Raw genomic sequence first — 14,561 nt, forward strand, 5'->3', positions numbered from 1 at the left:
ATGGTTTTGCTGGACTGAACGGCCCTCTATGACCCATCTCGCCTTTGCGATCTTCAATGCCCGGCAACTTGTCACCCTGTCCTGGCCCGATATCCTGATTCTGCTGCTGTACTTCGTGCTGGTGATCTTCATCGGCTTTTATGTGAAGGACTCGGCAAACACCAGTGAAGAATTTTTCCTCGCCGGACGCGAGATGACGGCCTGGATTGCCGGCCTCAGCTTTGTTTCCGCAAACCTCGGCTCGCTGGAACTGATGGGATGGGCTGGCTCCGCGTATCAGTACGGCATCCTTGCGACGCACTGGTACTGGGTTGGCGCCATTCCCGCGATGCTCTTCCTTGGCATTGTGATGATGCCCTTCTACTACATCTCGAAGACGCACTCGGTCCCCGGCTATCTGCAACTGCGTTTCGGCGAAGGTGCCCGCGGTCTTTCCGCCATCTCCTTCGGCCTGATGACTATCCTGATGAGTGGCGTGAACATGTACGCCATGGCCGTGGTCATGCGCACGGTGCTGGGATGGAACATCACTTTCTCCATCTGGATTGGAGCGGCGACTGTCGCGGTTTACGTCATGCTCGGCGGACTGCGCTCGGCCATCATCAATGAGGTGCTGCAGTTCATCCTCATCTGGGCCGGAGCGGCGCTGATTCCCATTCTCGGCCTGATTGAGGCCGGCGGCTGGAAGAACCTGAAGGCGCAGATCGCCGTCAACGTCGGGTCGAATGACTACACGCACCTGTGGTCGACGCTGGGGCACTTCAAGGACAACCCGATGGGCATCAACTGGGTTGGCATTGTCTTTGGCCTGGGCGCCATCATCAGCTTCGGCTACTGGACCACCGACTTCCTGGTGGTGCAGCGCGTGCTCTCCGCCAACAACCTTCGCGCGGCGAAGATGGCGCCAATCATCGGCGCTGCCTTCAAGATGGCGGTCCCGTTTATCGTCATCGTTCCAGGCCTGCTGGCGCTTTCGGTGCTGAAGAATGCGGATGGTTCGACGATGCACCTGGTCTCGACCGAGATCGCGCAAAAGACCGGCCAGCACGCCTATGACGAAGTGCTTCCGCTGATGCTGATCCGCTATTGCGGTCCGGGTGTGCTTGGGCTTGGCATTACGGCACTGGTTGCCGGCTTTATGAGCGGTATGGCGGGTAACGTTTCGGCCTTCTCCACGGTGTGGACCTACGATATCTACGGTGCATACATCAAGAAGAACGCTCCGGATAAGCACTACGTCGCTGTAGGCCGCTGGTCGACGGTGATTGGCATGCTGATCTCCATCATGTCGGCGTACATCCTGGCGCATGCGTCGTCCATCATGGACTACGTGCAGGCGCTGTTCAGCTTCTTCATTGCGCCGCTCTTCGGCACGGTCATTCTTGGCATGTTGTGGAAGCGCGCCACCGGAGCGGGCGGTTTCTGGGGCCTGCTGGCCGGAACCGTCAGCTCCATCGCCATGTTTGTGTATGTGCAAACGGGCGGCCCCAGCGCGCTGGCGACCATTGCACTTTCGCCTGACGCAAAGCCCATGGCCGAGAACATGTTCCGCGCGCTGTGGAGCTGGCTGATCTGCGTCCTTGTCACCGTCGTCGTCAGCCTGATGACCAAGCCTAAGCCCGTCTCCGAACTCGACGGTCTGGTCTACGGCGCGACCGCCATTCCGGACGACGGAGCAAAGACGCTCTTCCAGAAGCCGATCTTCTGGGCCGGAGTCGTCGGCGTCGGCTTCATCATCCTCAACGTCATCTTCTGGTAGAAAGGGAAGCCAATGTCTGGTCCTACCGAGCACATCCATTCGCATCCGGCATCCTCGTCCGTGACGGCTCCTGAGAGCGGCAAGAAGTCGCTCTCCATCTGGTTCTTCGTCGGCATTCTTTGCCTGGGCTATGGTCTGGTGCTGCTGCCCATCGGCATCTACCAGTTCTCGCACCCGCCCGCCGTGGTACTGGCGGAGCTGCACGCCACCTTCTGGTGGGGCATTCTGATGACCCTCTTCGGCGGCTTCTACACCTTCCGTTTCCGGCCGTAGCGCACGAACCTTTGTCCTCTCGACCGTAGCGCATCGGGGTCCCCGGCCAGCTCGCTGGCTGGGGTGAAAGCGAAGTGGAGAGACCTGCATTCCAATACGAATGCAGGTCTCTCTGTTCATAGGCCCGTAGGAATACACTCAATTCGAAACGTTTCGCGGAGGTTTGCTGTCTTGCATCTTGTGAAGTTTGCCGCGCCGTGTCTGGCGCTTGCTGCCTGCGTTCTTCCTGCTCTGCGCGCGCAGGATGTTCATGTGCATGTCTCGCCCGCATCCAGGGGCAACACCTCCAGCACAGACGACTTTCCGACCATCCAGATGGCGATGGACCACGCACCCGATCCCGGCCCCGGCGGACGGCTCTACCTGCACATTGCGCCCGGAACCTACAAGGAGCGTGTCTGGGTCTCGCGCCGTCGTCCGCACACCACGTGGCTGGGCACCGGCAGTGATCCATCGCAGGTGGTCATTACCGCGGCCCGCACCGGTCCAACGAACGGCGGCACCTTTTTCTCCGAGTCGGTTGAGATCAGCGCTGACGACTTCCAGGCTGACAACATCACCTTTGAGAACTCCGCCGGAAACGTGGGCCAGGCCGTAGCCATTGCCGTCAGCAGCGACCGCGCCATCTTCAAGCACTGTCGCTTCCTTGGCGACCAGGACACGCTCTTCGCCGACTTCGGGCGGCAGTACTATGTCGACTCGTATATCTCCGGCGGTGTGGACTTTATCTTCGGCAACGCTGCCGCGGTCTTCGACAAGAGCGAGATCCACATCATCCGTCCCGGCTACCTGACAGCGCAGTCGCGCACCACGCCAACTCAGGCAACGGGCTACGTCATCACGCACTCACGCGTTACGGCCGAGGGACTCGACGGCAAGCCATTCCATCTCGGACGCCCCTGGCGCGCCTACTCGCGTGTCGTCTTCATGTATACGGAGCTGCCTGAAACGTTGAGCCCGCAGGGCTGGCACGACTGGAACTCGAACGCCGCAGACCTGACGAAGGTCTTCTATGCTGAGTTCGCGAACACCGGCGCAGGAGCCAATACCTCGCAGCGCGTCCCTTGGGCACACCAGCTAACCGCCACGCAGGCAAAACAGTTTGAGCCGCAGATCTTCCTGAAGGGAACTGACAACTGGAACCCGGTGGCAGAGGCCGCAAAGCTGCCTTGATAGCCCATACTCCGGGTGCCCCATATCTGCGCAGCAGATGTGGGCTTGAGTGCCACAAACCTTCAAGGAGTTCCATGCGCACACCCCTACAACTCGCCATTCTTCTCCTCACCGCCACCCTCGCCGCGCAAACCAAGCTCCCACCCATCGTCGCCGCGGGTGGTGGTGGAGAGATTCGCCCGGAGCAGTACTTCTCCGTCCGGCATCCGTTCGATCAGGGCATTTTCACCAAGGAAGGTAAAGACCTGACCGCGGCGCAGCGCACGTCCCGCAATGCCGCATGGCGGCGCGAGATCAAAAAGCAGCTCTACGTGCCGGACAGGCTCCCTGCGCTCGAAGCAAAGGTGTGGTCCAGCTTCTCGCCCATGCCCGGCGTCATTGCCGACCGCGTGACCTACAACACCGCCGATGGCATGAAGGTTCCGGCGATTGTCTACCGGCCAGACCCGAAGCTGTTGAAGCCGGGGCAGAAGCTTCCCGGTATCGTCATCGTCGATGGCCACGGTGGAGACAAGTTCACCTGGTATTCCTTCTACAGTGGCATGCTCTTCGCCAGGGCGGGTGCGGTGGCCGTGACGTATGACCCCATCGGAGAGGGGGAGCGCAACGCGCACAAGGCTACCGGGCAAAGCCCTGCGGAGCATGATGCTGCGGTCGATCTACCGCACTGGGGCCAGCGTCTCGCAGGCCTGATGCAGGTGGATGTGATGCAGGCGGTCAGCTATCTGCGTTCGTTGCCTCAGGTGGATCCATCGCGCATTGGCACCGTGGGTTACTCGATGGGTGCTTTTATCACCGGTATTACCGGGGCGATCGATCCACGTATCCACGCCGTACTGCTCAGTGGCGGAGGCACCTATGACGGTGCGCATGAATACTTTGATACCGGCAAGCTTCCCTGCCAGGCTGCGCCATATCGCGCACTTGCGGTTCTCGGGGATCGCGGTCCCATCCTCTACACGCTGAATGCCGAGCGTGGACCCATGTACGCGATGAACGGCGATGCGGACACCGTGATGAAGATGAGTGATCATCCGCCGGCATGGTTTGTCGAGGTGCGCGAACGAACGATCCGTCTTACGGGAACAGACAAGGGACTCTTCACAACGATCCTCTATCCCGGCATCAGCCATCGCACCAGTTGGGTAAACCTGGACGGCATGCTGTGGCTCAACCAGCAGTTGCACTTTGCTTTTTGGGATGATGCCGGTCTGCGTGCCGCGGGAACAACACATATTGCCGACTGGATTCACAAGAACGATGTCTTCATTCTGAAGAACTATCTGCGTGAAGATCGTGAAGGTGGACTGGATGCCGTAGGCACTGGTTTCCCGGGAATTCCACGTCAGGACCTGATGGTGCTGAGCGACGAAGAATGGAATCAGCAGAAGAACCAACTTCTGTACGACTCCTGGGCATCGAAGATTCAAGCGCTGGAAAAGGCTCGCTGAGGGCGGCCTTCGAAGGGGTGGACATCTGGTTTCCGGCAACGTGAAATTCACGCCGATGGTCATGGAAACCACGCTATGCTTAGTCACGAAGTAGTCAACACTCTTTGCCGTTAAACAGGTGGGGCCAGTCTGTCCCTTTTTGACTCTGTCGGGGACCGTGTGTGTGTGCGAAACCTGCCGAGTAGATGTGTGTTTTGACCTCAATCCCCTGCGAACAGGACATCGCTATCGTGCTCAAGAACCGAATCCTCCTTCTTACGCTGGCTGTTGCCAGCGCTGCTCCGGTGCAGTTGTGCGCGCAGAACTCGTCGACCTCAAAGCCTGGTATTCCTGACTGGCCAGCGGGTAGCCAGTCCAATCCCTGCAAAACTCCTATCCCTGGTCAAACGCCCGCTTGCCCTCCGGCTCAGCAAAGCGGCACTGCTGCGCAACAGAATGCCGTTGCTTCATCGAGCAGCAGTTCTTCGCAGCAGATTACTTCGCGTGTGGAAACTACGGTTCCTGCCACGGGAGAGACTGCCGTGAAGCGTCCGGAACTTCTGCGTACCAGCTTCCGCCTGCGTCCCTTCCAGCAGTACGCCGTGGGAGTCAAGTTCAGCCCGCTCGGTGCAGGTGTTGAGGCAGCTACGCCACTGGCGCAGCACTTGAATCTGCGCATGGGCGCCAACTTTTTCAGCTACAACGGTACCTTTGGTGACAGTGGCTGGAACTATGGCGCGAAGCTCGACTTCAAGTCCGGCCAGGTGCAGGTGGACTACTTCCCGTTTCAGCACTTCGGCGGATTCCACGTCAGCCCGGGCATCCTGATCCACAAGAACCATGGTTCGGCGGATATCTGGGTCAACGGCGGTCAGCGCTTCGACATGGGCGACGGCACCTACACGAGCGCACCCAGTGATCCTGTGAAAGGCAATGCCACCTTCAACTACGACCGTTCCGTCGCGCCGATCGTGACTTTCGGTTTCGGCAACCTGATACCGCGCAATGGTCGTCGCTGGAGCATTCCGTTTGAAATTGGCGGAGTCTTTACCGGCGCACCGAAGTTTGGCCTGAACCTGGATGGAACGGTCTGCGATAACCAGGGCTGCGGCAAAATTTCAGCCGAAGCAGATGCCCAACGGGATCTGGCCAAGCAGCGCGTCAAGATCCAGAACGACCTCAACGATTACGCTACGGTCTATCCCATCATCTCAATCGGTTTTGCTTGGAATTTTGGCCGTCGCGACTAAGCGCTCTATGCAGATGCAACAACGCCTCGCACATGCGAGGCGTTGTTCGTTTAACCGTTGATCTCGAGCAGTCCATCCGGCAGCTTCATCTCAATGCGCTTGGCCTGGATGTCCAGCGAGAGGATGTAAGCCTTCACAAAGGGAATCAGCAGCTCGTCCTCACTATGGCTCTTTCGAACGACCAGCAGGGATGCGCCTTCGGGCGACTCGTTTTCATGCACCTCGGCGACGGTGCCGATCAGGTTGTCGTGATGGTACAGTTCGCAGCCGATCAAGTCAGAGACCCAGACGCGATCCTCATCCAGGGGAACACGTTCATCATCCGGCACCAGCACCAGCTTGCCCTGCAGGGTCTCGGCGTCGTTGATGGAGTCAATCCCTTTCAGCTTCAGCACAACTCGCCCCGCATTGCGTCCCGTGGGGAACCAGTGCTCCTCCAGGGTTGCTGGTGCGGGCTCGCCTTTCGGATTTTCCAACAGCACGGAGGTGGTGGTTTTGAAGCGTTCCGGAAAGTCTGTCAGCATGTCGGCCAACAGCTCTCCCTTGCGTCCCTGCGGACGCAGTAGGCGGGCAATTGCGGTGTACGGTGTGTCGGTCATCCCAGGTTGATCGGTTCGTCCGCTGACGGGCCATACAAGCCCGGAATCGGAATGTTCAGGAGGCGCAGATAGACGCCAAGCTGTGCGCGGTGATGCACCAGGTGATTGAAGAACATGGTGCGGTAGGCAAGAATGCGGCTGCCTTTGAAGAAGACCCGGTCATGGAATTGCAGCTGCCACGGCTGCTCCATCTCTTCATCGGAGATGGCCTCAAGAATCGAGCGGGTTTTCGCAGAGGTTTCGGAAAAAATGGCTGCAGCCTGCGTCGCACCTTCATAGGGGAAGCTCGGTGGTCTCTGCTGGCCGGTGTCGAGGGTCTGGGTGCTCAGAATCATTGCGCCGAAGCCAGGCAGGGCAGCCACATGCATGGCCAGCTTGCCCAACTCCATCGACTTTTCGTGCGGCTTCCAGGTGGCTTTGTCTGCCGCCGGAAGCCGTTCAAAAAGACGCTGTGTGCTTCTGACCTCAGCGTCGTAATCCGCCAGCAGAACCTGTGCGATGCGCATGATGCGATCCCTACATTCCGGTGATGTTGTAGCCGCAGTCCACGTACGTAATCTCGCCGGTGATGGCGCTGGCCAGCGGAGAGCACAGGAACAGTGCAGCGCCGCCTACTTCGAGCTGGTCCACGTTGCGGTGCAGCGGAGCACGCTCGGTGACGGTGTCGAGGATCTTGGTGAAGTCGCCGATGCCGCGCGCGGCCAGCGTCTTGATGGGCCCGGCGGAGATCGCATTCACGCGGATGTTCTTCGGTCCGAGCGAAGCTGCCAGGTAACGCACCGTGGCTTCCAGGGCCGCCTTGGCTACGCCCATCACGTTGTAGTTCGGGAAGACCTTCTCCGCGCCATAGTAGCTCAGCGTCAGAATGGCGCCGCCCTCGGTCATCAGCGGCATGGCCGCGCGCGACACGGCAATCAGCGTGTAGACGCTGACGTCCTGCGCAATGCGGAAGCCTTCGCGGCTGGTGTAGATAAAGTCGTTCTTGATCTCGTCGGCCGGAGCATACGCAACGGCGTGGACCAGGATGTCGATCTTGCCGAAGTCGTTCTTGAAGGCCTCAAAGGTGGTCTCGATCTCGGCGTCGATGGAGAGATCGCACTGGTAGGCCTTGGCGTTCTTCAGATCAGGCAGAAGAGCGTCGGCTTCCTTCTTCAGGCGCTCGTTCTGGTAGCAGAGGGCGATGGTCGCGCCTGCCTCGGAGAGCTTCTGGGCAATGCCCCAGGCAATGCTGCGTTTATTGGCCAGGCCGAAGATAACGGCCACTTTGCCTGTCAAATCAATCATGAGGGTTTTATCCTTTCCCGTTGGTTAGGGTATCAGGATCGGTGCGGTAGGATTGCACCATGTTGAGACGTCTTCTGATCCTGCTCTTCTGTACGGCATTGTCGGCTATTGGATATGCCCAAAACAACATTTCGAGTCAGTTTTACGAGATGCAGGAAGCTTTCAATCAGGCTTACAGCAAGCCATGGCACCGCATCGTCAGCTTTGAAATGAGTAACGCTGAGGGAGAGATAACCTCTGGTACGGTCGACGAGAAGACATATTCTCGCGTGGAAAGCTCGCTGACGGTTACAGGAGGCATCAACCTTACAAAGGTAAAGCACTCATCTGCTGTTTACGTAACCGGACAGGATGCTCCGTATCTGCTAAAGCTGGCACTTACCATGCTTACACAGCTCCAGATGTCTTACAGCACTCCTTCGCGACTGGAGCCGGTTAGTCCGCTGAAAGGCGCCCCAGACTTCTCTTGTTTCACAGCACGCGAACCCACAGAAGTTTTCTGCCGCGATAAGAAACTGCCGATGATTCGCGTCATCAGAGCCAGAAATCTCTTCATTATGTTCAATCGTATCGGTAAATTCCGAGATCAGTATGTTCCGTTACGTATCGAGATGGCTGTAAACGGAAAGGTCTTGATGAAGATGAATGTTGAAAAGCTTGAAGAACTCGATCCTTCTGGAGCTTCATCTGTCGCCGTCCCACCCGGCGCTCGACCTGTGAGTGAGAGTTTGATGTTAACCTTTGGGATCACCCGTCAACAGATCAAGGGTGCTGTCCCGTCCTATCCCCTCGGAGCGCAAAGCCAGCAGGATTCAGGTGATGTTCTGATTGCAGCTCACATTGATGAATCTGGAGCGGTATCCGCTCTTGAGCCTGTGTCGAGCCCGTCTCTATTCCTCACGAAATCAGCTATGACGGCTCTCAGCACGTGGAAATTCGCCTCTGTGTATGAGGCAGGGGGTCCATCTGATATCGATACGCTTTTCACGTTGCAGTATGTGATACCCAAAGCCTACAAATTCAAGCAGTAAATTTTCAACACACTCTATTGCTGTGGCGGCGGCGGCTGCGGCTTCTTGTCGCCTCCGCCACCAAACACCTTCTGAAAGAAGTTCTTCTTCTTGGGTTCTTCCGCGGTGGGATTCGGCGGAGCTCCAGGAGTTGTGCTGGCCGGCGGTTGCTGTTGCTGCTGTTCCTCCTGCTGCTGTTGCGGCGACTGACCAATGCCCAGCATCTTCTGGAAGAAGCCGCGTTGGTCCTCGCCCATGCGGGAGCAGGTGTCGTGTGGCTCGGTTCCGGCCAGGAAGGCGGCCGAATACGAGTTCGGGCAGCTTGAGTCCGACAGCAGGTTGGTGTTCTTGTCCAGCCGCTCCACCACCACGCCATCGGGATAGCTGAAGGGCTTCATGTCACTGTACTGCGGCAGCTTGATGGCGCGGTTCATGAACTCCGCCCAGATGGGTGCGGCAGCCAGCGCGCCGGCCAGTTTTACGTCGGTGTAGTCGTCGTTGCCGACCCACACAATGCAGATCAGGTTCGAGGTGTAGCCAGCAAACCATGCATCGTGGCTGGTGCCGGTCTTACCCGCAGCTGGAGCCATGAAGCCGCGCTTGCGCGTCTCATAGCCATAGCCGAAGTTCATGACGCCTTCCATCAGCGAAGTGGAGAGCGCCGCGGCACGCGGGTCCATCACCTGGCGAGCCTCAGGAGCGAAGTCGGCCACAATGTCACCATTGGTGTTGCGCACGCTGGCCAGCGTCCACGGGTTCAGGTGAACACCGTTATTGGCAAAGACCGTGTAGGCGCCCGCCATGTCCAGCGGCGTGGCGTCGTAGGAGCCCAGCGAAACGGCCGGTGTTCCACGTGCAGCCAGGATGCCTGACTGACGCGCCAGAGCAGCCACATTTTCAAAGCCCACAAGCTGGCCCAGCGAGATGGTCGCATTGTTCAGCGAGTGCGCCAGTGCGTAAATCGCCGTTACTGAGCCGTGATATTCGTCCTTGTAGTTGCCGGGCGTGTAGGTCTGGCGGCCATTGTCAAAGGTGAAGGTGGTCGGCACATCGTCCAGCATCGTGGTCGCGGTGAAGATGCCCTTATCGCCCAGCGTTTGCCCGTTGATGCTCGTGTTGTACGCAGCCGCGTAGACAAACGGCTTGAAGATCGATCCCGTCGGACGCTTGGAGGTTGCGTGGTTCAACTGCGAGACGCCGTAATTGCGTCCGCCCACCATCGCCAGCACCTGCCCGGTGTGCGGGTTCAGAGCCACCAGGGAAACCTGTGGCCAGGTAATGGGGCTGTTGCCACGGTGCTGCTTGCGTACCATCTCATCAACGTTCTGCATGCCCACGGCGACTGCCTCTGACGCCGCGCGCTGCAGGTCAGGGTCAAGCGAGGTATAGATGCGCAGCGACTGGTGCGAGATCTCCTGGTCGCCAATGCGCTGCACCAGCGCGTCATGCACGACATCGACAAAGTACGGAGCTTCGCTGGCATCCACATTCGGCGGAGCCAGACGAATCGGCTCGGCTTTGGCGCGTTCCGCCTGGCTGGCCGTGATGGCATTGATTTCCACCATCGAATCCAGCACGATGTTACGGCGCTCCATCACGCGCTCAGGATGCTTATATGGGTTGAAGTAGCTGGGCCGCTGAATCATGCCGGCCAGCATGGCGCATTCAGCCAGATCGAGCTGTTTCAGGTCCTTGCCGAAGTATGCCTGCGATGCTTCCCCAAAGCCGTTGACGGCGAAGCTGCCGCGTTGCCCCAGGGGAATCTGATTGGCGTACATCTCAAAGATCTGCTGCTTGCTGAAACGTGCTTCCAACTGAAAGCTGATCAGGATCTCGATCAGCTTGCGCTTGATGTGCTTTTCCGGCGTCAGAAAGAAGCCACGGGCAAGCTGCTGCGTCAGAGTCGATCCGCCGCAGGCCTTGCGACCACTCAGGATGTCCTGCACGCCGCACTTCAGGGTACGCGCATAGTTGATGCCGCCATGCTCAAAGAACTGGCGGTCTTCAATCGCTGTAACCGCCTGCACCATGCGCTCGGGAATGTCCTTGTAGGTCACCAGGCGGCGCTTGATGCGGTTCTTGTCCTCGGACAGGCCGGTAATCAGCAGCGGCTCCAACTCATAGCCACGCAGCGCCACGCCATTCTCGGCGGTAATGGACTGCACCGTGCCGCCGGAGGTGTTGACGGTTGCGCCGTCGGTGGAATGGAAGCTGTGCGCTCCGGGCTTAATCAGGATGTTGTCGCCGCGCAGTTGGAAGGTGCCCATCTGCGGGTTGTTGTTATAGCCAGCCTGGCGGAGCTCCTGCGCAATAACCGCGGCGGTCAACTTCTGCCCGGGGCGCACCTCGCGTGGCGCGGCAAACACCTGGGAGGTGTTGGTGAACATTGGCCCGGCGTTCAGCCGGTCATCCACAATCTTCTGGTACCGGAAGTAGTAGTACCCGAAGACCGCAAAGAAAAGCAGCAACAGCGCCGAGCAGCCAATCAGAGCTGCCCGAAGGATACGGATTCCCAGCGAGTGCCGGGAGCCAGAGCGGCTGTTGCCGCCAATCTTTACTTTTACGGCCATAGGCGTTCTCTACTTAGACGCAGATTCCCGCGCCTGCGACAGTGCAGACGCAACTTCGTCAACAGCAACATCTACGGTTTCGTTGGACAGGCGGTTCACCAGCTCCACCTTGCCCTCGGCCAGTTTCTTGCCAATGTTGATACGGAAGGGGATACCGACCAGATCGGCGTCCTTGAACTTCACGCCGGCCCGCTCGTCACGGTCATCCAGCAGGGTGTCGAAGCCGGCCTTATCCAGCGCTTCGGCAACCTGCTCCCCGGCCACACGCAGGGCGTCGTCGCCCACGTTGGTCACGGTGACCACCACCTCAAACGGTGCAATCGACGGCGGCATGGCGTAGCTGATCTCGCCCCTGGCATCGACACCACGGTTGGCGGCCGACTGCTCAATGGCGGAGGTCAGAATCCGCTCGATGCCAATGCCGTAGCAGCCCATGATCGGCGTCACTTCCTTGCCATCGCGGTCCAGCACACTGGCGCCCATGGAGAGGGTGTATTTGTTGCCGAGCTTGAAGATATGGCCAATCTCAACCGCGCGGCCCAGCTTCAGAGGTGTTCCGCACTGCGGGCAGGGCTCGCCTTCGTTGATGTTGCGCACATCGGCTACCAGCGTTGGCTTGAAGTCCTTGCCCGGCGTGATATTACGCAGGTGGAAGCCTTCCTTGTTCGCTCCCGCGATCAGGTTCTTGCGGCCTTCCAGCGAAGCATCCAGGATCACGTGATCAGCCTTGACTCCAATCGGACCAAGGAAGCCCGCAGGTGCGCCAAACGCCGCCAGAATCTCTTCCGCAACCATCGGACGAAGCTCTCCGCCGCCCACCGCCGCCGAGACCTTCGCCTCGTTCAACTGGTGATCGCCGCGCAGGAAGACAACCACGGTCTTCGACTTGCCATCCGGCGTGGTCACAACCATGGCCATCGTCTTGATCTGGTAAACCGGCTCCACCTTCAGGAACGCGCCGACCTCATCGATGGTGCGTTGTGTGGGTGTTGCGACCTCCTCGATCGCGCCATCGGCAAGCTCGGCCACAGCGGTCAGCGTGCTGGTCGCCTTCTCAAGATTGGCCGCGTAGTGGCCGTTCGGGCAGCTTGCAATCAGGTCTTCCCCGGCATCGGTGTAGACCATGAACTCCTGGCTTGCCGATCCGCCCATGGCGCCCGAGTCCGCCTCGACGGCGACAAAGTCCAGGCCGCAGCGCTTGAAGATCCGGCGGTAGGCGCGGTCGTGCTTGTCGTAGCTCTCGTCCAGGCTGGCCGTGTCCATATCGAAGGAGTAAGAGTCCTTCATCGTGAACTGACGCACGCGCAGCAGGCCACTCTTCGGGCGGGGCTCGTCACGGAACTTGGTCTGGATCTGGTACCAGATCTGCGGCAGCTGCTTGTAGCTGCGCAGCTCCTTGCGGGCAATCTCGGTCATCACCTCTTCGTGGGTCATGCCCAGGCAAAGATCCGCTCCCTTGCGGTCCTTCAGGCGGAACATGTTCTCGCCCATCACGGACCAGCGGCCGCTGGCCTCCCATACCTCGCGTGGGTTCAGCGCGGGCAGGAAGAACTCCTGGCCGATCGTGTCCATCTCCTCGCGGACAATGGAGATGATCTTGTTGACAGACCGGTTTCCGAGAAACAGGTAGCTGTAGATGCCCGCACCCAGCTGGCGGACATAACCGGCGCGCAGAAGAAGCTTATGGCTGGCCACTTCGGCATCCGCCGGGGCCTCGCGCAGGGTCGGAATAAAGAGCTTTGACCAACGTTGCATAGGGTTTGATTGTATCGAAGCAAAGTGCGCGAAAAACGATTCCTGCGGGCGTATGTCACTGCTTGGTATAGTGGTAGCACCATGCCAGCTCTGCCCCTGACGATTGAGACCGCCCCCGGAGCTCTTGCGGGAATTCTCATCCTGCGCCTCTCCGGATCCCTGACGCTGGGTGACCTGCCCAAGCTGCAGGCGGCGGCCAAGGCCATTACGGAGCCGCTGGTGGTGCTGGATATGTCGGGCGTTCCGTATGTGGATTCCGCTGGACTGGGCGCCATTATGAACTTTCACCTCTCCGCACAGAAGCAGGGGCGCCGCCTGGCCGTCGCTGCTCTGCAGCAGCGCATCGCCGCCCTGATGGAGCTGACCAAGGTGAACACGGTGCTGAAGGTCTATCCCACCGTTGCCGACGCCGAATCGACGCTGTAAGGACGGGGATTGCGAACCAGTCGCTTAAGTCACGCTTAAGATTTTGAGCACACGAAAGACCAGGATCGTCTTATTTTTCAAAAAGTTGTGCTATGTATGCTGCGCGACAGACATCTGCGCGTCGAATCGTTGAGGATAAAGAACAGCATTTCGCCACAACCTGGCAGTTGTTTTCTAGGGTCATGCCGTTATAGGGCATGGCTAAGTGGCGTTTCTGCGCTAAGGAAACACCTCGATGAACGATCGACAAACATCGGGGACCATGAACCAACGGCCCCCAAACTGGATTTTGTTGCAGCTCCTGGAGACGACGTACGCCGCTCTTCAACGGCACCTCTCCCCTGTGGATCTGCAGGTAGGCATGGTGCTCGCAGAGCCGGAAAAGCCTGCGGAGTATGTCTACTTTCCCCTGGGCGGCTTTGTCTGCCTGTGCGTCCTTACCGAGTCCGGCGACTCGGTTGAAGTGGCCGCCGTCGGCCAGGAAGGGCTGGTAAACACCGGCCCGCTCATGGACCAGCCTCTGGCAGCTCACGCCATTACCGTGCAGGGAGAGGGCGCTGCTCTCCGTATCCGGGCCTCTGTTCTACGGGAAGAAATGCGCCGCGACTCCTCTCTGCAGCACCTCATTCACCAGGCTATCTACTTCCAAATGCTGCAGATGGGGCAGAACGCCGTCTGTAACCGGGCTCATTCGGTCGAGCAGAGGCTGGCCCGGTGGCTGCTGACTGCCTCTGACCGCATGCAGTCCGCGTCCCTGCGCCTGACGCAGGAGTACCTGGCCCATATGCTGGGCGCCCGCCGATCCACGGTAACCATTGCCGCTGGCGATCTGCAGCGTGCCGGACTGATGGAGTACACCCGCGGCAAGATCCGCATTCAGGACCGTGCCGGACTGCAGAAGGCTGCCTGCGAGTGTTATCACACCCTGAACAATGTCCTCGAACGCTTCCGGCCGGCGTCCCTGAAGAAACCCTGACGTTATGTCGGCTTCCGCACCGACATGGCGAGGGTGATATCACTACAGTGCAGTCA

The 14,561-nt window shown here is 59.2% G+C and carries 13 protein-coding genes; 8 read left to right on the plus strand and 5 right to left on the minus strand.

Annotation, left to right across the window (positions count from 1 at the left end; genetic code table 11):
- The first annotated feature begins 28 nt into the window (after positions 1-28).
- The 5 genes from OHL13_RS18150 (at position 29) to OHL13_RS18170 (ending at position 5,885) form a co-directional block, all read left to right on the plus strand.
- The gene (locus tag OHL13_RS18150; protein ID WP_263411530.1) at positions 29-1,759 is read left to right on the plus strand and encodes a sodium:solute symporter family protein; all 1,731 of its coding nucleotides are present in this window, start codon (positions 29-31) and stop codon (positions 1,757-1,759) included.
- A gap of 12 nt (positions 1,760-1,771) precedes the next feature.
- Entirely contained in the window at positions 1,772-2,032 is a 261-nt protein-coding gene (locus OHL13_RS18155; RefSeq protein WP_263411531.1) for a hypothetical protein, read from the plus strand.
- A gap of 180 nt (positions 2,033-2,212) precedes the next feature.
- Complete coding sequence (locus tag OHL13_RS18160; RefSeq protein ID WP_263411689.1) at positions 2,213-3,205, plus strand: pectinesterase family protein; 993 nt, start codon at positions 2,213-2,215, stop codon at positions 3,203-3,205.
- Between the two features lie 74 nt (positions 3,206-3,279).
- On the plus strand, positions 3,280-4,656 hold the full coding sequence (locus OHL13_RS18165; RefSeq protein WP_263411532.1) for an alpha/beta hydrolase family protein: 1,377 nt from the start codon (positions 3,280-3,282) through the stop codon (positions 4,654-4,656).
- A 230-nt stretch (positions 4,657-4,886) separates the two neighbouring features.
- Positions 4,887-5,885, plus strand: a complete 999-nt coding sequence (locus OHL13_RS18170; RefSeq protein ID WP_263411533.1) for a hypothetical protein — start codon at positions 4,887-4,889, stop codon at positions 5,883-5,885.
- A gap of 50 nt (positions 5,886-5,935) precedes the next feature.
- Here the strand turns inward: OHL13_RS18170 and rimM are convergent, their stop codons facing one another.
- Genes rimM through OHL13_RS18185 form a run of 3 tightly spaced genes read right to left on the minus strand, consistent with a single transcriptional unit; the run spans position 5,936 to position 7,768 of the window.
- Positions 5,936-6,484, minus strand: a complete 549-nt coding sequence (gene rimM / locus OHL13_RS18175) for a ribosome maturation factor RimM (protein WP_263411534.1) — start codon at positions 6,482-6,484, stop codon at positions 5,936-5,938.
- On the minus strand, positions 6,481-6,990 hold the full coding sequence (locus OHL13_RS18180) for a DinB family protein (protein ID WP_263411535.1): 510 nt from the start codon (positions 6,988-6,990) through the stop codon (positions 6,481-6,483). Before OHL13_RS18180 ends, rimM begins: the two co-directional genes overlap by 4 nt.
- Positions 6,991-7,000: 10 nt before the next feature.
- Positions 7,001-7,768 carry an enoyl-ACP reductase FabI gene (locus tag OHL13_RS18185; protein WP_263411536.1) on the minus strand — a complete coding sequence of 256 codons (768 nt, stop codon included), beginning with the start codon at positions 7,766-7,768 and terminating at the stop codon, positions 7,001-7,003.
- 59 nt (positions 7,769-7,827) lie between these two features.
- Between OHL13_RS18185 and OHL13_RS18190 the strand changes: the two genes are divergently transcribed.
- On the plus strand, positions 7,828-8,799 hold the full coding sequence (locus tag OHL13_RS18190) for an energy transducer TonB (protein WP_263411537.1): 972 nt from the start codon (positions 7,828-7,830) through the stop codon (positions 8,797-8,799).
- 14 nt (positions 8,800-8,813) lie between these two features.
- On the opposite strand, the gene OHL13_RS18195 is transcribed toward OHL13_RS18190, so the two are convergent.
- Together OHL13_RS18195 and OHL13_RS18200 are read right to left on the minus strand one after the other, a co-directional pair.
- Positions 8,814-11,348, minus strand: coding sequence for a PBP1A family penicillin-binding protein (locus OHL13_RS18195; RefSeq protein WP_263411538.1), 2,535 nt, complete (start codon positions 11,346-11,348; stop codon positions 8,814-8,816).
- 9 nt (positions 11,349-11,357) lie between these two features.
- Complete coding sequence (locus OHL13_RS18200; RefSeq protein ID WP_263411539.1) at positions 11,358-13,103, minus strand: proline--tRNA ligase; 1,746 nt, start codon at positions 13,101-13,103, stop codon at positions 11,358-11,360.
- Between the two features lie 81 nt (positions 13,104-13,184).
- Between OHL13_RS18200 and OHL13_RS18205 the strand changes: the two genes are divergently transcribed.
- Together OHL13_RS18205 and OHL13_RS18210 are read left to right on the plus strand one after the other, a co-directional pair.
- Complete coding sequence (locus OHL13_RS18205; RefSeq protein ID WP_263411540.1) at positions 13,185-13,529, plus strand: STAS domain-containing protein; 345 nt, start codon at positions 13,185-13,187, stop codon at positions 13,527-13,529.
- Between the two features lie 235 nt (positions 13,530-13,764).
- Positions 13,765-14,505, plus strand: a complete 741-nt coding sequence (locus OHL13_RS18210; RefSeq protein WP_263411541.1) for a Crp/Fnr family transcriptional regulator — start codon at positions 13,765-13,767, stop codon at positions 14,503-14,505.
- Positions 14,506-14,561 lie beyond the last annotated feature (56 nt).

This window comes from Terriglobus tenax, assembly GCF_025685395.1.
In the GTDB taxonomy this organism is placed as follows: domain Bacteria; phylum Acidobacteriota; class Terriglobia; order Terriglobales; family Acidobacteriaceae; genus Terriglobus; species Terriglobus tenax.